Source organism: Pseudomonas sp. MWU15-20650 (genome assembly GCF_023242475.1).
Lineage (GTDB): Bacteria > Pseudomonadota > Gammaproteobacteria > Pseudomonadales > Pseudomonadaceae > Aquipseudomonas.
The window spans coordinates 202785-222709 of sequence record NZ_JALJFG010000003.1; the positions used below are offsets into that span (position 1 = coordinate 202785).

At 61.8% G+C, this 19925-nt stretch carries 13 protein-coding genes; 5 read left to right on the forward strand and 8 right to left on the reverse strand.

What is annotated here, in order from left to right; translation table 11 throughout:
- Window positions 1–113 precede the first annotated feature (113 nt).
- Both M5B43_RS04385 and M5B43_RS04390 read left to right on the forward strand, forming a co-directional pair.
- Window positions 114–2408, forward strand: a complete 2295-nt coding sequence (locus tag M5B43_RS04385; RefSeq protein ID WP_248748944.1) for a TonB-dependent siderophore receptor — start codon at window positions 114–116, stop codon at window positions 2406–2408.
- A 124-nt stretch (window positions 2409–2532) separates the two neighbouring features.
- On the forward strand, window positions 2533–5058 hold the full coding sequence (locus M5B43_RS04390) for a sulfite reductase flavoprotein subunit alpha (protein ID WP_248748945.1): 2526 nt from the start codon (window positions 2533–2535) through the stop codon (window positions 5056–5058).
- Between the two features lie 263 nt (window positions 5059–5321).
- Here the strand turns inward: M5B43_RS04390 and M5B43_RS04395 are convergent, their stop codons facing one another.
- Genes M5B43_RS04395 through ptsP form a run of 4 tightly spaced genes read right to left on the reverse strand, consistent with a single transcriptional unit; the run spans window position 5322 to window position 12435 of the window.
- Window positions 5322–6863: an alkaline phosphatase D family protein gene (locus tag M5B43_RS04395; protein ID WP_248748946.1), complete on the reverse strand. Its 1542-nt coding sequence runs from the start codon at window positions 6861–6863 to the stop codon at window positions 5322–5324.
- A 44-nt stretch (window positions 6864–6907) separates the two neighbouring features.
- On the reverse strand, window positions 6908–8623 hold the full coding sequence (locus M5B43_RS04400; protein WP_248748947.1) for a PTS fructose-like transporter subunit IIB: 1716 nt from the start codon (window positions 8621–8623) through the stop codon (window positions 6908–6910).
- An 11-nt stretch (window positions 8624–8634) separates the two neighbouring features.
- Complete coding sequence (gene pfkB, locus M5B43_RS04405; RefSeq protein ID WP_248748948.1) at window positions 8635–9576, reverse strand: 1-phosphofructokinase; 942 nt, start codon at window positions 9574–9576, stop codon at window positions 8635–8637.
- Window positions 9577–12435 (reverse strand): phosphoenolpyruvate--protein phosphotransferase, encoded by a 2859-nt coding sequence (gene ptsP, locus M5B43_RS04410; protein ID WP_248748949.1) that lies wholly within the window; start codon window positions 12433–12435, stop codon window positions 9577–9579.
- Between the two features lie 284 nt (window positions 12436–12719).
- Between ptsP and cra the strand changes: the two genes are divergently transcribed.
- Together cra and M5B43_RS04420 are read left to right on the forward strand one after the other, a co-directional pair.
- Entirely contained in the window at window positions 12720–13715 is a 996-nt protein-coding gene (gene cra / locus M5B43_RS04415) for a catabolite repressor/activator (protein ID WP_248748950.1), read from the forward strand.
- 2 nt (window positions 13716–13717) lie between these two features.
- Window positions 13718–14494: a TatD family hydrolase gene (locus tag M5B43_RS04420; RefSeq protein WP_248748951.1), complete on the forward strand. Its 777-nt coding sequence runs from the start codon at window positions 13718–13720 to the stop codon at window positions 14492–14494.
- Here M5B43_RS04420 and M5B43_RS04425 read toward each other — a convergent pair.
- The 4 genes from M5B43_RS04425 to M5B43_RS04440 all read right to left on the reverse strand — a co-directional run bounded on the left by M5B43_RS04425 (window position 14441) and on the right by M5B43_RS04440 (window position 18823).
- Window positions 14441–14869: a hypothetical protein gene (locus M5B43_RS04425; RefSeq protein WP_248748952.1), complete on the reverse strand. Its 429-nt coding sequence runs from the start codon at window positions 14867–14869 to the stop codon at window positions 14441–14443. The genes M5B43_RS04420 and M5B43_RS04425 overlap by 54 nt on opposite strands.
- 339 nt (window positions 14870–15208) lie before the next feature.
- A complete protein-coding gene (gene ampE / locus M5B43_RS04430; RefSeq protein ID WP_248748953.1) occupies window positions 15209–16045 on the reverse strand; it encodes a regulatory signaling modulator protein AmpE in 837 nt (278 codons plus the stop codon).
- Window positions 16042–16605, reverse strand: a complete 564-nt coding sequence (gene ampD / locus M5B43_RS04435) for a 1,6-anhydro-N-acetylmuramyl-L-alanine amidase AmpD (RefSeq protein ID WP_248748954.1) — start codon at window positions 16603–16605, stop codon at window positions 16042–16044. The genes ampE and ampD overlap by 4 nt, the downstream gene beginning before the upstream one ends.
- A 61-nt stretch (window positions 16606–16666) precedes the next feature.
- Window positions 16667–18823, reverse strand: a complete 2157-nt coding sequence (locus M5B43_RS04440; RefSeq protein ID WP_248748955.1) for a DUF1631 domain-containing protein — start codon at window positions 18821–18823, stop codon at window positions 16667–16669.
- Window positions 18824–19070: 247 nt separating this feature from the next.
- Between M5B43_RS04440 and nadC the strand changes: the two genes are divergently transcribed.
- Window positions 19071–19919, forward strand: a complete 849-nt coding sequence (gene nadC / locus M5B43_RS04445) for a carboxylating nicotinate-nucleotide diphosphorylase (protein ID WP_248748956.1) — start codon at window positions 19071–19073, stop codon at window positions 19917–19919.
- Window positions 19920–19925: the final 6 nt, after the last annotated feature.

Genomic DNA, 19925 nt, shown 5'->3' on the forward strand with positions numbered 1-19925 from the left:
GCAAAAAGTGTAAAGAATGTAAATTCGGCGTTAATAGCAATGTATCGCAATTGATAGAAAGTCTTGTTCAGCCTATATTCCGCGACCTCACATCCTTGGGGAAAGGACACGTCATGTCGCGCACTTCTATAAAAATACCTGCCAGTTCACCACGCATGCTGGCCTCGGCCATCGGCGTTGCACTCAGTGCCAGCTCTGCCGCCCATCTGGCGCAAGCGGCTGAAGACACCGAACAAAAAGGCGAGCGCAACACGATCTCCCTCGGTGCTACCAACATCACCGGCCAGGAGCAGGACAACACGTCCTATCAGGTAGAAAAAGCTTCCTCGCAGAAATACACCGCACCGTTGGTGGACACACCGCGTTCGGTCACCGTAGTCCCGCAACAAGTTCTCAAGGACACCGCCGCCACCTCGCTGCAGGATGCCTTGCGCACCGTACCGGGCATTACCTTCGGCGCCGGTGAAGGTGGCAATCCCCAGGGCGACCGTCCGTTCATCCGTGGCTTTGACGCACAGGGCGACACCTACCTCGACGGCGTACGCGACACCGGAGGCCAGAGCCGCGAGATCTTCGACATTGAGTCCATCGAAGTCAGCAAAGGCCCGAACTCCTCGTTCGGCGGTCGCGGTTCGGCCGGTGGCAGCCTCAATCTGGTGAGCAAGACCCCACAAGCGCGGGACTTCACCAACGGCGGCTTCACCTATGGTTCCGACCAGACGCGCCGCTACGTGCTCGACGTGAACCGCCAGTTCCTCGACACCGCCGCGTTCCGCTTGAACCTGATGAGCCACGAACAGAATGTCGCCGGTCGCGACGCCGTCAACTACGACCGCTGGGGCGTGGCGCCATCGCTGACCTTCGGCCTGGGCACCCCGACCCGCGTCAACCTCAGCTACTACCACATGGAAAGCGACGACCTGCCGGATTCGGGCATGCCTTATGGCTACAGCAACAGCGGCGCCAAGGCCGTCCATGTACATGACAAGCCAACCGACGGCGGCGACAGCAACAACTTCTACGGTTTGAAAGACCGCGACTTCCGCAAGACCCGCGCCGACATCAGCACGTTCTCCATCGAGCACGACCTGAACGACAACATGACGCTGAAAAACACCCTGCGTCATGGCAGCACCGGCCAGGACTATATCCTGACGCAACCTGACGACAGCCAGCACAACGTTAACCAGTTCGGTACCGTGTGGCGTCGTGCCAACACACGGGTGTCGACCACCGAAACCACCACTAACCAGACCGACCTGTTTGGCAATTTCCAGTTGGCGGGCATGAAGCATTCGTACTCCACCGGCCTGGAGTTCACCGGTGAAGAAACCCGCGTCAGCGGCTACACCGTCACGCCAAACAGCAACCCTACCGGTGGTTGCACACCGGGCAAGGTCGGCAACAGCGGTGGCAGTTGCACGTCCTTGGGTAACCCGAACCCGGACGACGCCTGGACCGGCAGCGTGGCCCGCAACTACATGGGTACCAACACCAAGGCCACCAGCCGCGCCGCTTACGTGTTCGACACCATCGAGCTGGACCCGAAATGGCTGCTGAACGCCGGCCTGCGCTACGACACCTTTGACACGGTGGCCAACACCAATGCCACGACCGGCCGCACTAAAATCAAGAATGACAGCCAGTTCTTCAACTGGCAGGCGGGCCTGGTGTGGAAACCGCTGGATAACGGCAGCATCTATACCTCCTACGCCACATCGGCATCGCCACCGGGCGGCCTGGTCGGCGAAGGCGCCGACGGCAACCCGCTCTCTGCCGGCGCCGCGACCAGCGACCTGCAACCGGAAGAAACCGTCAACTACGAGCTGGGCACCAAGTGGGACCTGTTCCACAACCGCCTGTCCCTGACCGCTGCGGTCTTCCGCACCGAGAAGAAAAACACGCGCATCCTGGTCGATTCGATGACCTACCAGAACGCCGGCGAGTCCCGCGTCGATGGCCTGGAATTGTCCGCCAGCGGCAAGCTCACCGATCAGTGGCAGGTATTCGCCGGCTACAGCTACCTGAAAAGCGAACTGGTGGATGCCGGCCTCAACGGCCGTAACGGCGCCGTCACCGCCGGCTCCAACAAAGGCAATGAAATGCCCAACACGCCGAAGAACACCTTCAGCCTGTGGACCACGTATGACCTCACGCCAAAGCTGACCATCGGCGGCGGCGCGTTCTACGTCGATCAGGTTTACGGCGACGCGGCCAACACAGTGTACGTGCCCTCTTACACTCGCTACGACGCCATGGCCAGCTACAAGCTGACCAAAAACATCGACCTGCAATTGAACGTGCAGAACCTGACCGACAAGACCTACTACGACAAAGCCTACGCGGCGCACTTCGCCAACCAGGCGGCCGGTCGTACGGCCTTGTTGACCACCAGCTTCCACTTCTAAACGCGGTCAACGTTCGACCAGAAGCCCCACGCATCGGATGCGTGGGGCTTTTGCGTGTAAAACGACAACTCACGGCATAATGCGCGCCGTAGCATACAAACCCAGATGAGCGAGGCAGTCCGACGTGTTGAAGAAAACCCTGTTCCAGTTGCACTGGTTCTTCGGCATAACCGCCGGGCTGGTGCTGGCCTTGATGGGGGTTACCGGGGCGGCGGTCTCGTTTCAGGATGAAATCCTGCGGGCACTCAACCCGAAGGTACTGAGCGTCGAGAAGCGCGAGGCCGGTGTGCTGCCGCCCGCCGAGCTGGTGCGCAAACTGGAAGCCACCGAAGGCAAGACCGTATCAATGCTGTGGGTGGAAAGTGAAAGCGGCAACGCCGCGCGCGTGTTCTTCACCCCGCCACCGGGCGAGCGGCGCGGCCAGATGCGCTACTTCGATCCCTACACCGGCGACTACAGGGGCGATGCCGTCGGCCAGGACGTGTTCGGCTTTATCCTGCAGTTGCACCGATTCCTGGCCATGGGTGAAAACGGCCGGCAAATCACCGCCGCCTGCACGCTGATCCTGCTGTTCTTCTGCCTCTCCGGCCTGTACTTGCGCTGGCCGCGCCAGGCGTCGAACTGGCGCGCCTGGTTGACGCTGGACTGGCGCAAAAAAGGTCGTAGCTTCAACTGGGACCTGCACTCGGTGTTCGGCACCTGGTGCCTGCTGTTTTATCTGTTGGCGGCACTGACCGGGCTGTATTGGTCCTACGACTGGTACAACCAGGGCGTGACCAAACTGCTGTCCGACGCCCCGCACAATGAGCGCATGCGCAAGCGCGGCCCACCGCCCCAAGGCCCTGCGCCCGTGGCCAACTACGACGCCATCTGGAGCAGCATCTACAGCAACGCCGGCCCTGGCTTGAGCGCCTACAACATCCGTATGCCGGCCGTCGCCGGGCAGCCGGCCATCGTCTATTACCTGCTCAAATCATCGCCCCATGACCGCGCGTTGAACCAGATCAACCTGGACCCGGCCACCGGCGAGGTCAAATCCCACGACCGCTACGCCAGCAAGACACTCAAGTCCCAATTACTGACCAGTGTCTACGCGCTGCACACCGGCAGCTACTTCGGCCTGGTGGGGCGGATTATCCTCACCGTCAGCGCGCTGTGCATGCCACTGTTCTTTATCACCGGCTGGCTGCTGTACCTTGACCGTCGTCGCAAAAAGCGCCAGGTGCAGGAGGCGCGCAAGAGCCTCAGCCCCCCTCATGGCGACGCGCCGGCCTGGCTGATCGGCTTTGCCAGCCAGAGCGGTTTTGCCGAACAACTGGCCTGGCAGACCGCGGGGCAATTGCAGGCCGCAGGCCTGACAGTGACGGTACAACCCCTGGGCAGCGTCAGCCGCGAAGACCTGAGCCAATCGGACAATGCGCTGTTCGTGGTCAGTACCTTCGGCGACGGCGAAGCGCCCGACAGCGCTCGTGGCTTTGAGCGCAGCGTGCTCGGCCAGAACATGCCTCTCAAAGGCTTGAGCTACGCCGTGCTGGCCTTGGGTGATCGCCAGTATGAACACTTCTGCGGCTTTGCCCGGCGCCTGCATTTCTGGTTGACCCACCAGGGCGGCAACCCGTTGTTTGCGCCGGTGGAAGTCGACAGCGGCGACCCCACCGCCCTGCTGCAATGGCAACAACAGCTTGGCCAACTGACCGGCCACGCACCTGCGGCGGCCTGGCAGGCGGCCCAGTATGAAACCTGGACCTTACGCCAGCGCACCCTGCTCAACCGTGGCAGTGTCGGCGCGGACGTCTACCTGCTGGGCCTCACGCCACCCGTGCCACACAGTTGGTTGGCCGGAGACTTGGTGGAAATCCTGCCGCGCAACTGCCCGTGGGCCATCGAGCACTTTCTCGATGGCCTGGGCCTGGCCGGCAGCGACGGCGTGCTGATCGATGGTCTGCCGCAATCCCTCAACCAAGCCTTGGCCACTCGCCAATTGCCGGACAACCGCACTCATCTGGTCGGCCTGCATGCACAAGCACTGGTGAACGCACTGGTGCCCCTGGGCCTGCGCGAGTACTCCATCGCCTCGATTGCCAGCGATGGCGTGCTGGAGCTGATCGTGCGCCAGGAACGCCACCCCGACGGCAGCCTGGGGCTTGCCTCTGGTTGGCTGACTGAACACGCAGCCATCGGCTCGGGCATCAGCCTGCGCCTGCGCCGCAACAGCGGTTTCCATCTGCCGGACGCACCGGTGCCACTGATCCTGCTGGGCAACGGCACGGGCCTCGCGGGCCTGCGCAGCTTGCTCAAGGCGCGCATTGCCGAGGGTCAACAGCGCAACTGGCTGCTGTTTGGCGAGCGTAATATCGCCCACGACTACTTGTGCCAGGACGAACTGCAAGGTTGGTTGGCCAGTGGAGACCTGGTACTGCTGGACCTGGCGTTTTCCCGCGACCAGGAGGAGAAAATCTACGTACAGGATCGCCTGCGCGAATCGGCAGATGTGCTGCGTAAATGGCTGGCGGAGGGCGCCGCGATTTATCTGTGCGGCAGCTTGCAGGGCATGGCGACGGGCGTGGATGAAGCGCTTGTGGATATCCTGGGGAGAGAGGCAGTGGAGCGGTTGATCGAACAGGGCCGCTATCGCCGGGATGTCTACTGAGGCCCTGACGAACACAAATCAAACTGTGAGAGGGGGCTTGCCCTAATGCCAGTCAGTTAAGAAGGAGCACTATCACTGTGGCGAGCGGGCTTGTCGAATCGTCGCACCGCCCGCGTTGGGCTGCGCAGCAGCCCCAGTAAAGGCACTGAAATTCTTCCTGAAAGAACTCTGCACCAGATTTTGCGTGTAGATACCTATGCCCCGATAGCGGTACACCACCATCGGAGGCAAGCCACCTCCCACCGTTTTAACCGCATGCCAAGTCAGGCCGGTTGCAGCTTTTGCTCAAACACCGACACCCCATCCAAGTCCCGCAGAATCACGGTCAATTCTGCCGTCTGCCCATCAATTTGCACCTCGCCAAAAAACTGAAAGCCGGCCAACGGTGAGGTGTTTTGCGCAGGGGGTGCCTTCTCGAACACCACCTCCGGGCCAAAGGTTTTATCCAGCGGGTTCGGCCCGAAGCTGCCGGCATTCAACGGCCCGGCCACAAACTCCCAGAACGGCTCAAAATCCTGGAACGCCGCCCGCTCCGGGTGATAGTGATGCGCCGCGCAATAGTGCACATCGGCGGTAAGCCACACGTGGTTGCGCACTTTCTGCGCGCGCAAGAACCCGAGCAACTCGGCGATCTCCAGCTCACGGCCTTGCGCCGGGCCGGGATCGCCATTGGCGATGGCTTCCCAGCGTGGCACGCCCGGGCTGACTTCACCGTCGGGCACACCGAGGCCGATGGGCATGTCGGCGGCCACCACCTTCCATTGCGCCTGGGACGCCTTGAGTTCGCGCTTGAGCCAGTCCAGTTGTTCACGGCCGAGGAAGGGTTTTTCAGCGCCCAGGTTGTCATCGTTAGGGCCGCGATAGCTGCGCATATCCAGTACAAACACATCCAGCAGCGGCCCGTAGCTGAGCTTGCGATAAATCCGCCCGCCGCCATCGGCGCTTTGCCGGCGCATCGGTGAATACTCCAGCCAGGCTTGGCGTGCCCGACCGACCAGCGTGCTGATGTCCTTGGTCTGGTAGCGCTCATCCAATTGCTTGCTGGGCGACCAATTGTTCACCACCTCATGGTCATCCCACTGCCAGATCTGCGGCACCTCGGCGTTGAAGCGGCGCACGTTTTCATCCAGCAGGTTGTAGCGGTAATTGCCGCGATACTCGTCAAGGGTTTCAGCCACTTTGCTCTTGGCTTCGGTGGTGATGTTGCGCCAGATTCGCCCGTCTTCGACGGTCAATTGCGCCGGCACCGGGCCGTCGGCGTAGATGGTGTCGCCACTGTGGATAAAGAAGTCCGGCAGGCGCAAGCGCATGGCTTCGTAGATGCGCATGCCGCCAATGTCGGGGTTGATGCCAAAGCCTTGGCCGACGGTATCGCCGCTCCACACAAAGCGAATGTCGCGACGTTGTTGCGGCACGCTGCGCAGGTGGCCGAACCACGGTTCGCTGGCCACACCGGTCTGCGCATCTTCGAAGTGCACGCGATAGAAAATCGCCTGGTCGACCGGCAGCCCGGTGAGCTCCACACGGGCGGTGAAGTCAGTGCGGCTGTCGGCCAGGGGCGAGATGAATTTGCGCGGGTTGCTGAACACACTGCGGGTGTCCCACTCCACCACCATCTTTGCCGGGCGATCACTGCGGCTCCAGATCATCGCGCGGTCGCCCAGCAAGTCGCCGGACTGCACACCATCAGTGAGTTGCGGCCGGTCCTTCACTGAAGCGATCACCGCCGGCGCCAGGCCCGGCAACAACAGGCCAGCGCCCACGGCTTGCATCACGCGGCGGCGGCCGAGATCGAAGTGGCTCATGCAGGTGCCCTCTTGAGTATCAAAAGGGCCACTAAAGCATGTGGTTATGACACCGTTGCGACAGCCAGCTCAGCAGCTTCCGGACGTTTGATCAGCGCGTACACCAAACCGGTCAACAGGCTGCCGGCAACAATTGCCAGCAAATACAGCAGCGCATGGTTCATCGCATTCGGGATCACCAGCACAAACAGGCCGCCGTGGGGCGCCGCCAGTTTGCAGCCGAAGTACATCGACAAAGCGCCGGTCAACGCGCCACCGGCAATGCTGGCCGGGATCACGCGCAGCGGGTCTTTGGCGGCAAACGGGATCGCGCCCTCAGAGATAAAGCACAAGCCCAGGATCATCGCCGCCTTGCCGGCTTCGCGTTCGGTCTGGGCGAACTTGCGCCGCGCCAGGAGCGTGGCGATGCCCATGCCAATCGGCGGCACCATGCCGGCGGCCATGGTCGCCGCCATCGGTGCACCGCTCGACGCCGCCAGCAGGCCGACGGAAAACGCATAGGCCGCCTTGTTGATCGGCCCGCCCAAATCGACGCACATCATGCCGCCCAACAGGATGCCCAGCAGCACCGCGTTGGTGGTGCCCATGGTGCTGAGAAAATCCGTCAAGCCCGTGAGCAGCCGCGCCACGGGCGGACCGACCAGGTAGATCATGGCCAGGCCGGTGAACAAGCTCGCCAGCAGCGGGATGATCAGGATCGGCTTGAGCGCCTCCAGGCTCTGCGGCAATTGCACCAGGCGGGTGATCAGCTTGACGCAGTAACCGGCCAGGAAACCGGCGAGGATGCCGCCAATAAAGCCGGCGCCCAGCGTCCCCGCCAGCAGCCCCCCGATCATCCCCGGCGCCAGGCCGGGACGGTCGGCAATCGAGTAGGCGATATAGCCCGCCAGCAACGGCACCATCAGCATGAACGCCTGGTCACCCACGGTCTTGAGGGCGGCCGCCAACGTGCCTTTTTCTTCAAAGGCGTGGATACCGAACACAAATGACAAAGCGATCAGCAAACCGCCGGCCACCACCATCGGCAACATGAACGAAACGCCGGTGAGCAGGTGTTTGTAGACACCGGTTTTTTCCGACTTGGCCGGCGCACCGCTGGCCGCGCTTTCCACTGCCCCTTCGGCCAGGGCCTTGTTGAGGGTCGCCTCGGATTGCTTGAGGGCAATGCCGGTACCGCAACGGTAGATCTTCTTGCCGGCGAAGCGCTCGGTGGCGACTTCAATATCGGCCGCCAGCAACACCACGTCGGCCTTGGCGATGGCCTCTGCGCTCAGCGGCGTACGTGCACCAACCGAGCCCTGGGTCTCGACCTGCAAGTCGTAGCCCAGACGTTTGGCGGTCTGCTGCAACGCTTCGGCGGCCATGAACGTGTGGGCCACACCGGTGGGGCACGCTGTGATCGCAACGATTCGCGGCGCGGTTTTGGCGGTGTCTGTCGGTTCAGCCGCCACATAGACCTGCGCGTCCTCAGCCCCTCGACGCAGGACCGCTTCGACATCCGCCAGCGCCTGGGCCGGCGTGCTCTGGAACACACGCTTGCCGATAAACCGCTGCATCTCCACGGGCGTACTGCTGACCAGCAGCACCCACTCGGCATCGTCGATGATCGCCTGGGACAACTGGCGTTCGGGGCGCGCAACGTCCACCACTTCGACGCTGGTGCTCCAGCCCTGGCGCTGCGCGGCGGCATCCAGCAAGCGGGCGCACAGCACGCTGGTGACCATGCCGTTCGGGCAGGCGGTAACAATGGCTAACTTCATCACAAACCCTCTTATTGTTCTGTCAGCGCGCGCACATGGACGCCGCTTTCGAGGCGCGCCAACTGCGCGTCATCGCTGATGCCAAAACCAATCTGCGTGACCGCCATCGCGGCAATTGCCGTGGCACGACGCAGGGTCGTCTCGGGCAGATCTGCACTGAGCAAGCCATGGAGCATTCCGGCCAGCAGCGAGTCGCCGGCCCCCACGGTGCTGGCGACACTGACCTTGGGCGGCGTGGCATGCAGCGCGGTGCCCGGGCTGAACCAGTTCACACCGTCGGCGCCATGGGAGACCACCACATGCTCGACACCTTGAGCGTGCAATCGCTCGGCGGCTTGGGCCTGCTGCGCGATAGAGTCCACCGCGCAATCCAGCGCATCGGCGAGCTCTGCCGTGTTGGGCTTGATCAACCACGGGCCCGCCTGCAAGCCCGCACGCAACGCTTCACCGCTGGTGTCGAGGGCAACGTTCAACCCCAGGTTTTTCAGATGCACCAATAACCCTTGAAACCATTGTGGGCTGACACCACGTGGCAAGCTGCCGGCGACCACCACGGCAGCGTGTCCCGGCGCAATCCGTGTCAGTTGATCCAGCAACGCCTGCTGCGCCTGCTCTGTGACCTGCGGCCCCGGTGCGTTGACATCGGTGACCCGGCCATCCTGCTCGGCGATCTTGATATTGCTGCGGGTTTCACCGGGCACGCGGATGAATGCATCGATAAACCCACGTTGGGCAATCAATGCTTCGAAGGCTTGCGGGTTGTCTTCGCCGAGAAAGCCACCCACGGTCACTTGATGGCCCAGGTCGGCCAACACCTGGGCGACATTCACACCCTTGCCGGCAGCATGGGTGAGCATTGCTTCGCTGCGGTTGACTTCACCCGGCTCCAGGCGCGCCAGGCGTATCGTGAGGTCCAACGCCGGGTTCAGCGTCAGGGTCAGAATCTTCGCCATTTACACGGCCTCCACAAGGGCACGCACTTCGGCGGGCGAGCCCAGCACCAGTGCTTGTTGCGCCAGGCGCTGGGCCTCGCTCAGACTGAATTCACGTACCCGCGCCTTCACTTCAGGAATGCTGCGGGCCGACACGCTCAACTCATCCACACCCAGGCCAATCAGTACCGGCACCGCCAATGGGTCCGCCGCCAACTCGCCACAGACGCCGACCCATTTGCCATGGGCATGGGCGGCGCGCACGGTGATGTCGATCAGTTGCAAGACCGCCGGGTGCAAGCCATCGGCCTGGGCTGACAAGGTCGGGTGGCCGCGGTCGATGGCCAGGGTGTACTGGGTCAGGTCATTGGTGCCGACGCTGAAAAAGTCGACTTCCTTGGCCAGTACCGGTGCCAGCAGTGCGGCCGACGGCACCTCGATCATGATCCCCAGTTGCAGGTCCGCCACGGGAATTTCCAGGCGCAGGCGCTCGGTCATCTCGCGGGCCGCGCGCCATTCATCCACGCTGCCGACCATCGGGAACATGATGCGCAGCGGACGGTTGTCCGCTGAACGCAGCAGCGCACGCAACTGGGCTTCCATGACCTGCGGGCGCTGCAGGGTGAGACGAATGCCACGTACGCCGAGGAAGGGGTTTTCTTCCTTGGCGATCGGCCAATACGGCAGCGGTTTGTCACCGCCCACATCAAGGGTGCGCACCACCAGCGGACGACCGCCGAGGCCATCGAGCACACGGCGGTATTCAGCTTCCTGGGTGGTTTCATCCGGGGCTTGCGGGTGGGCCATGAAAATCAGTTCGGTGCGCAGCAGGCCAATACCTTCGGCGCCGTGCTCCACCGCACTGGCCACGCCAGCGCTTTCGCCAATATTGGCGAACACTTCCACCGCGTGACCGTCGCGGGTCAGCGCAGGTTCGTGACGTTGCGCCGAAGCGGCTAGCAGGCGTTGCTCGCGGGTGTCGCGCTCGACAGTGGCGCGTTGCAAGGTGGTGGCGTCGGGGTCGACATGCAGGCGACCACGCTGCCCATCAAGCAGCAATGGCGTGCCGGCGCTCAGCAGCAACACGGCCGGCCCTGCCCCCACCAGCGCTGGAATACCCAGGGCACGCGCGACGATAGCGCTGTGCGCAGTGGCCCCGCCCCGGGCGGTAAGGATACCGGCGACACGGACCGGGTCCAGCCGCGCAACGTCAGAGGGGCCGACTTCGTCCATCACCAGAATGTAGGGTTCACTCGGCTCCTGTACGGTTTCGACACCGCACAGTTGCGCCAGCACACGGCGGCCGATGTCACGCAGGTCGGCGGCGCGCTCGGCCAGCAAGGCGTCTTGCAACGACTCCTGCTGCTTGGCGGCGGCTTCAATCACGCTCATCCAGGCGGCTTCAGCGCTTTCGCCTTGCTTGAGGCGGGTGTCGACTTCGTCGGTCAGTTCCGGGTCGTCGAGCATTTCCTGGTGAGTGATGAAAATTTCACGGATGGCCTTGGCTTGGCTGCGTTCGATCAGGCCCTGGATATCACCACGAACTTCGGCCAGCGCGCTCTGCAGGCGCTGGCGTTCAATCGCAGAAGACTCGCCACGCAGTGGGTAATCGAATGTTTGCTGAATCTGGATATGCGCAGGGCCGATGGCGATGCCCGGCGCCGCGGCGATCGCCTGGATCTGGCTAGCGCTCGGCGGCGCGCTGAGCGCCGGTTCAAGCTGGACAGGTTCAGGCTGGGTACTCACGGCCGGCAAGGGCTCTACATCTTCCCCAAGGCCGTCGGCCACAGCCGCCAACAGCGCAGGCAGTGCATCACCGGCAATGGTCGGTTCGGCAACAAATTCCAGCACCTGGCCGCGACGTGCACCGAGGCTCAGCAACTTACTCAGGCTTTTGACCGATACGGCACCCACCGGGCCATCGACGATGCGCACGCGGATATCGCCGTCAAAACTTTTCGCCAACTGCGCGAGGATCTTTGCCGGCCGTGCGTGCAGGCCGTGGGCGTTGGCCAGGGTGATGCGGGCGCTCGGCCAGTCAGGCGGCAATTCGCCACCGAGGACTTCAAGCACTGCGCGGCTGCTGGTGGCGCGGCCTAGCTCATGGCCGCGGCCTTCAATCAGTAACGCGCACAGGCGTTCCAACAAGGTCTGATGCGCTTCACCCAGGCTGGCCAGGCAGAACAGGCCGTTGAGCGGTTGGCCAAGGTAACGCATGGGTTTGTCCGGAGTGACGAAAGCCAGGCCCGGGCGCTTCACCGTCTGCTCGCTGTGCAGCCACCACAGGCCATCGCCCAAGGGCAGCGCGTCGACCTGTTGTAACACCGCCGCAAAGCCGTTGCTCACACAGTCAGCCTGGCGCAGCAGGCGCGCACCTCGCCACACCAACTCTTCAAAATCATCGGCAGATACCCCGAGGCTGATCATCTGCGCATCCAGCGCCAGCTCCTGCGGCGCACCTTGCAACAGCTTCAGCAAGGCTTCGGCGGAACCGGCACGGCGCAACGCCTGGCCCAGGTCGGTTTCCCCGAGGGCGCGGGTCAGCAGTTGCAGCAGACGCAAGTGCTCATCGGATTTGGCGGCAATGCCAATCGCCAGGTAGACGATCTGGCCGTCGCCCCAGTCCACCCCTTCGGGGAACTGCAGCAAGCGCACACCGGTGGAAAAGACTTGGTCGCGGGTTTCCGGGGTGCCGTGGGGGATAGCGATACCTTGGCCAAGAAAAGTGGAGCCTTGAGCTTCACGGGCTTGTAGACCGCTGAGGTAGCCCTCGGCAACCAGGCCGTCGGCCACCAATTTGTCAGCGAGCAGGTGCAAGGCAGCAGATTTATCCACAGCCAGCTGGCCCATGGATATCTGCTCTACAGTGAGCTCAAGCATGCCGTTCTCCTAGTTAGTGCGGGGTGCGCACTAGGTATTGTTTTATATAAACAGGTTCAAAAATAACTGACTGAGTGGTCAATTGGCAGTAGTTACTCAGTGGCGAATATCGTAAAAATACGCGTGCTGAAACGTTTAATCTAGAATTTATGGCAGATTACGCGTTAATTGCGCAAGCTTGAAGGGCCACTTGGCGCTTGAGCCAAGACATGGGTCGTGTGCAGGAATCGGTTACGATTGGACAAAATGTCGGGGCAAGCTCTAAAAAACAAGGAAATCCCGGTTTGAAACTCAGTGATATCGCTCGTCTGGCCGGTGTGTCCGTTACCACCGCCAGCTATGTCATCAATGGCAAGGCCGAACAGCAACGCATCAGCAGCGCCACCGTTGAACGGGTGCGCGCCGTGGTCGAAGCCCATGGCTTTACCCCTAACCCTCAAGCCGCCGGGCTACGCAGCCGGCATACGCGCACCTTGGGGTTCATCCTGCCGGACCTGGAAAACCCCAGTTACGCACGGATTGCCAAGTTGCTGGAGCAAGGCGCGCGCGCGCGCGGCTATCAGTTACTGATCGCCAGCTCCGACGATGAGGCCGACAGCGAACGCCAACTGCTGCAACTGTTCCGAGCGCGGCGTTGCGATGCGCTGTTTGTCGCCAGCTGCCTGCCGGCCAACGATGACAGCTATCGCGAGCTGCAAGCCAAAGGCCTGCCGGTTATTGCCATCGATCGGGTCATGGAGGCGAGCCAATTCTGCTCGGTGGTCAGCGATGATCGCCAAGCCTGCCAACAGCTCACCAGTAGCCTGCTGCAACCGCTGCCCAAACAGATTGTGCTGATCGGCGCACGCCCCGAACTGAGCATCAGCCAGGAACGTACCGCCGGTTTCCGTGAAGCGTTGCAAGGCTTCACCGGTGACGTGATCGTCGAACAGGGCGACGCCTTCAGCCGCGACTGTGGACGACAGATGATGGAGCAACTGCTCCATCAATTGGGGCATTTGCCTGACGCACTGGTGACTACGTCCTACGTGCTGCTGCAGGGCGTGTTTGACGCACTGCATGATTTCCCCCTCAGGTCTCGCCCCCTGCGCCTGGGCACGTTCGGTGATACCCAGTTGCTGGATTTCCTGCCACTGCCGGTCAACGCCATGGCCCAGCAACATCAACTGATTGCCGACACCGCCCTGCGCCTGGCCCTGGCCGCCATTGAAGAAGAACACTACCAGCCTGGCGTGCACGCTATCGGCCGGACCTTCAAGCAACGTATTCATGGGGCCTGACGGTGGAGCTGATCGACACCCACACCCATCTGGACTTCCCGGATTTCGACAGAGATCGCCGGGACGTCCTCGCCCACAGTCGCCAACGCGGGGTACGGCGCATGGTGGTGTTGGGGGTGTATCAGAACAATTGGCAGCGCCTATGGGACATGGTGCTGGAGGATGAAGGCTTGTTTGCCGCCTTCGGCCTGCATCCGGTGTATCTCGATGAGCACAGCCCTGCCGACTTGACGCAATTGGGTGACTGGCTGACCCGGCTGCGCGGCCACCGACAACTGTGCGCCGTAGGTGAAATCGGCCTGGACTACTTCCTTGAGCACCTGGACCGTGAACGCCAACAAAGCCTGTTTGAAGCCCAACTGAAACTCGCGGTCGATTTCCAACTGCCCGCCTTGCTGCACGTACGCCGCAGCCACGCAGCCGTGATTGCTACCCTCAAGCGCATCCGCCTGCCACGCGGCGGCATCATCCATGCGTTCGCCGGCAGCGTTGAGGAGGCCCGCGAGTACATCAAGCTGGGCTTCAAACTGGGCCTGGGCGGAGCGGCAACCTGGCCCCAGGCCCTGCGCATGCACAAAGTCCTTGCTCAACTACCCCTTCAAGCCGTGGTACTGGAAACCGACTCGCCAGACATGGCTCCCGCCATGCACCCAGGCCAACGCAACAGCCCGCAATACCTGCCGGACATCTGCACCGACTTGGCCGAACGGATGGGCATCAGCCCTTCATTGCTGGCCGAGGCGAGTACACGCAACGCGTGCGAGTTGTTCAATTGGTAGCGGGCTGACGGCCTGCAAATTCAAGGTCATCTTTTGCCGATGACGGGCATATCGCAACACCAGAAAATGGGCCAGCACCGCAATCAGTGAAACGTTGAGCTGCCCGATCACACTGAGCAACCCCACCCACTCCGCGACCAGTGCCATCAGCAGGGTCGCGCACGTCAAAATGATCATGCCCGGCCGCACCAGCGCCCATTGGTCCAGGGCTCGAAATTGACGCAACTGCTTGTGGCAACACAACTGCAAGCACGAGTGGCAATACGTACAGCCAAAGGGCTCGTCAATGGCAATGGCGTTCAGTTGCCAAGGCTTGAGCTCAAAGGTCATGTCACAGTGGGCGCAATGCCCTCTGATGCCAATTACAGCGGTCATCGCCGTACCTCTTCGAGACCGTTATTAGGTGAATCAAATTTTCGCCTATTCGCGCTGCAATAAAAGGCTGACACGTAAATCAGGAAAGGTACTACATCAACAAAACCGAACTCCTGCATAGAGCGCCTACACAGCGCTCCACACAAAATGCGTCAACTCAATGACCTGGCAGCGGACCGTATCGATCTCACCGCAGCCCCCCATCGAAGCATAGGTATCTACATAACTTTTGAAAACAGTCATATTCCCCTGTGGCGAGCGGGCTCGCCACGACAGCCGGTTGGTCACAGATTTTGCGTTCGACGGTAATTGTGTAGATACCGATGCTCATCGAAGGGTTCAGGGCAACACGGTCCAGATGGCAAACCCGGCATACCACAGCACGGCCGCTCGTAGTAGCAGTTCCCACAGGCGATCCAGGCTGTTGATGCCGTCGGCACCCACCACGGGTGGCGGGATGTCTGCGGCTGCCAAGCCGACTTTGTCCACCAGCTGTGCAGCGCTGATCTCCCAGCTCAGCAGTTCGTGGAGCATCACACGGCTGACCCCAACGAAATTGCCCACCAGGGCAAAGCTCGCCGCCAGCAAGCGTACCGGCAACCAGTCAAAGGCATGGCGCAGTTGCGTGGCTCGCTCGGCCACCAGCGGGTTCTGGCTATGTTCGCTGGCCAACGCCAGCAGGCGATAGGCCAAAGCAGCCACCGGGCCTAACAGGAAGTACCAGAAAATCACGGCGAAAAAGCTTTGATATGCCTGCCACAACAGATGGCCTTGAACACGTTCCAGCAATTGCTCGCCACTGTCGGCGCCAACCTTCATGTCGCGCTCGGCCACATGTTCGGCCGCTTGCAGGTCACCGCGCCGCCACGCATCGCGAAACGGCCCCAGCCCTGCCAACAGATCGCCACGACCCAGGCTGTAGATCACCACCAGCAAATGCACCGGCAACGCCAACAAACCATAAGCTACGGGTTCCAACACCAGCAACAGCAGCGCCAGCAACGCCACGGGCAGCAATACCAGCAACAGCAGAATCAGCCAGGGCCGCTTGCCCATGCGCGGGCTCGACTCCAGCCTGGCCAGCTCACGCAGCCATCCGCCGTCGCGCTGTAACCGCTGGCGCAAGGCCGAGAACTTCTCGATCCAGACCGCCAACACCAACACCAGGAAACTCATCGTTCGTGTCCTCCATCCTGCAGGGCGCTGCGAAAGCGCGTCCAATCAAAAGCGGGGCCCGGGTCAGTCTTGCGGCCCGGGGCGATATCGCTGTGACCACAAATGCGCTGGCGGGTTATATCGGGGTAAGCTGCCAGCAACTGGCGTGTCAAATCGATCAGCGCCGTATATTGGGCATCGGTAAATGGCAACTCGTCGGTGCCTTCCAACTCGATCCCAAGGGAAAAGTCGTTGCACACCTCACGCCCCTCGAAGCTGGAAATGCCTGCATGCCAGGCTCGGTCCAGGCACGACACAAATTGCGTCACCCTGCCGTCGCGCTCAATCAGAAAATGTGCAGACACCCGTAAGTCGCAAATCCCTTCAAAGTAGGGATGTTCCGTGACATCAAGGCGATTCTGGAAAAACTCCTGCACTTTACCCGTAGCGAACTGTGCCGGTGGCAAGCTGATGTTATGCACGACCAACAGCGAGACTTCGCCTTGAGGGCGCTCGTTGAAGTTGGGCGACGGGCAGTGAAGAACGCCCTGGCACCAACCGCTGGCGGGGTCCAACAGCATACTGGCTCCTTGAATATGACGAGGTGTTACCAGTATGCCGCGTTCAGCCCCATGGTTGCGATCACTTGCCGCGATTGAGTTGACGCAGGCTGCCAATCACCGAAGCCAGCGCACGGTCGAACAGCAAGCCATCATCCAAGGTGCGCAACACGCCCCGCTTGAAGGCCATAGCCAATTGGGCGGCGCTGTTCTCCAGGACCTTGAGCCCCGTGCGGTTAACGAAGATATACGTACTGGCCGGGGGCATGATCGCCGTCAGTTTGCAACGCAGCGTGGTTGCGTCGTCTTGCTGGCACTCTACCCAACTGCCAACCCGCAACTGGTGAGCCTTGAGCAGGTCTGGGTCATCATTGGGCAGGTTTTCAACGGGTTCCGGCAGCCCGCAGTTGAGGACAAAGGGCTCCCGAACTTCGATCAGCGCGTCGATGGCCACCCCTTCGAACGCTTGGATGTGCATGGCCTGCAAGCGCACGAAGAACTCACGGGTACTGAAAGGATCGAACGCCGCACGGGTCAACCCGTCGCGCAATGCCTTGAGCAACCCGGGCAACTGCTCCAGCAAATGCCGGCCCGCCTCGGTGTCTTCCGGCAGGCCAACGCTCCAGATCAACTCATCCATGGTGCGCACCCCTGCCTGCCACTGCACCGATTGTTCGCCGTGCTTGAGACAGGCCAGTAACAGCACCTGGCTCCACGCTTGTTGCAAGAATTGCACAACGACCTGTGGCAGGACTTTGCCCAACAGCCGTCGATTGAGCACTTCTGCCACACGCTGCCGGGCAGCCTCGGTACGCAGGCGCCCCGCTTCGGCGTCCCGGGTGTGCTGTTCCACCAAGTCGCTGCGCCGCCGCTCATCTGCGCTAAACGCGCTGAATTGCGTCAGTAACTGGGAAAAAATCGTCGGGTCTTCGACGAACTCATTCAGCAAGCGCTGCACAATCTGGTCGATACGCAGGTACAAGCTGTCACGCTGGCAGTCATCCTGTGAGCTCCAGCCCATGGCGGCGCTGGCGATTTCATTGAGCAGCCGCCGTGCCGGATGGCCTGCGCGACTGAACAGGCTCTTGTCCATCACGGCAACCTTCAGCATCGGGATCTGCAAGCGGGCGATCAGGGCCTTGAACGCATCGGGTACAGTGCGGTCATTGAGGATGAACTCGAACAGCAGGGCGACCAGGTTGATCACATCTTCGTCGGCATCCTCTACGACCCGGGACTTGCCACTCTTGACACTGACCCGCGTCAGTAGCTGTTCGAGCTGGTTACGCAGGTCAAAATCGTCCTCGGCCTCGGGCTCCGGTACGTATTGTTGCAAATGGGAGAGCAGACGCAGCAGGTCGCGGGTCGTAATAGGGTACGGTTCGGCACTGGCTTCGAGGGTTGGCGCCACGCTGCCACGCACAACCGCCAGCAACGCCTGCAAGGCCGCGAAGGCTGACTGGCCGCTTTCATCGAAGGGTGGGTCGACGGCTGGCTCGCTGGCTGGGTGCTGCAACTCGCGAGCAGCACGCTCGCCAGGGCGACGGGACGGAATCGCCTTGAGCTCAGGCAAGACGCCGGTGGCGACCAACAATTGATTAGCTTCGCCATACAACTGGTCCGCGTCGCTGAGGACGTATTTTTCAAAGAGCTTGAGCATGATCAGCTTGACGCGGATCTCCACCCCCAGGCTGCGTCCCGCCTGCAGGAAAAATGTGCAAAGCAGCGCCGGGCCAAGAGGGTTATCACGATCGTCCAAGTGCCGGCCCAGCAATTCACTCAAGCGCGCACTCAACTGCCCCAGGGCCAAGCCATCTCGGTGTCGCACCCGCCCCAGCATCGCCTCGAGCGCGACGGCCTTTTCCAGAGCGTCACCGCAGGTGCCGGACGCCGCTTCGTACGACACCACCGGCACAAGATGCAACTCACCGCGCCCGGCGTGCCCCAGATTGACGAAGGCAGCAAATAGCTGCTCCATGAACACGCGCTCAAAATTCTTGCGCTTGAGGCGCAGGTCGCGCATCGCTTCAAAGAAAATATGATGGTCAATATTGCTACGGGCCTTGTCGGCCATTTCGAACAAGGTGTCGTCGGCGTTATCGAACAGCTCCTGCAACCCCTGTTGCAACTGTTGCGCCGCCTTGTCACGCACCTGCAGCAACACCACGGGCAGGCGCGCGAGCGGCGATGGCGTGGGCTGTGCCTTGCTGATAGGCACCACCTTTCCGTCGTTGTGCATCCTGGCCTCCTGAAACGGCGGTATTGAGAGGGGGGGCAAGAACGGGAGCAGGCCTGGGGAGCGCTGCAAATACCCGGTCACCACCAGGACGTCAAAGCTATGACGCCAATTGCAAGGCGCGAGATTATCTTGCAAATGAGGGTAGTTGCGCCAGCACACTCTGTCATTGCGCGGTAAATGAGTGGCGAGCCTGGGTTCAAACGCGCACTGCCCCTATAATCGAGGCACTTTGTTTGTGGAGCCTGTTATGCCGAACCTCCGTCTTGCCGACCTCACCGCCGAAATCGAAGCCAACGTGCGCCGCGCGCTGCTGGAAGACATCGGCAGTGGTGACATCACCGCGCAGTTGATCCCGGCCGAACGGCTGGCCAAGGCCACGATCATTACCCGTGACGACGCCGTTATCGCCGGCACTGCCTGGGTGGATGCCGTGTTCCGCCAACTGGACCCACGGGTCGCCGTGCATTGGCAGGTGGCCGACGGTGAACGGGTCAGGCCCAACCAGGCGCTGTTCCACCTCGAAGGTCCGGCACGCTCACTGCTCAGCGGCGAACGCTGCGCGCTGAACTTCCTGCAGTTGCTGTCAGGGGTAGCGACGCGCGCCCAGTCCCTGGCGGACTTTGTCGCCAGTACCCAGGTCAAGCTGCTGGACACTCGCAAGACATTGCCGGGCCTGCGCATGGCACAGAAGTACGCCGTCACCTGTGGCGGTTGCCACAATCACCGCATCGGGTTGTATGACGCGTTCCTGATCAAGGAAAACCATATTGCCGCCTGCGGGGGCATTGCCCAGGCGATCACAGCGGCCCACAAGATCGCCCCGGGCAAGCCGGTGGAAATCGAAGTGGAAAGCCTGGAGGAATTGCGCGAGGCACTGGCAGCGGGTGCCGACATCGTCATGCTGGACGAGCTGAGCCTGGAAGACATGCGCGAAGCCGTACGCCTGAACGCGGGCAAGGCCAAGCTGGAGGCCAGTGGCGGGATCAACGAAAGCACCTTGCTGCCTATCGCTGAAACCGGAGTGGACTACATCTCCATCGGCGCGATGACCAAGGATGTGAAAGCGGTGGATCTATCGATGCGCCTCAGTATCTGAATGTAG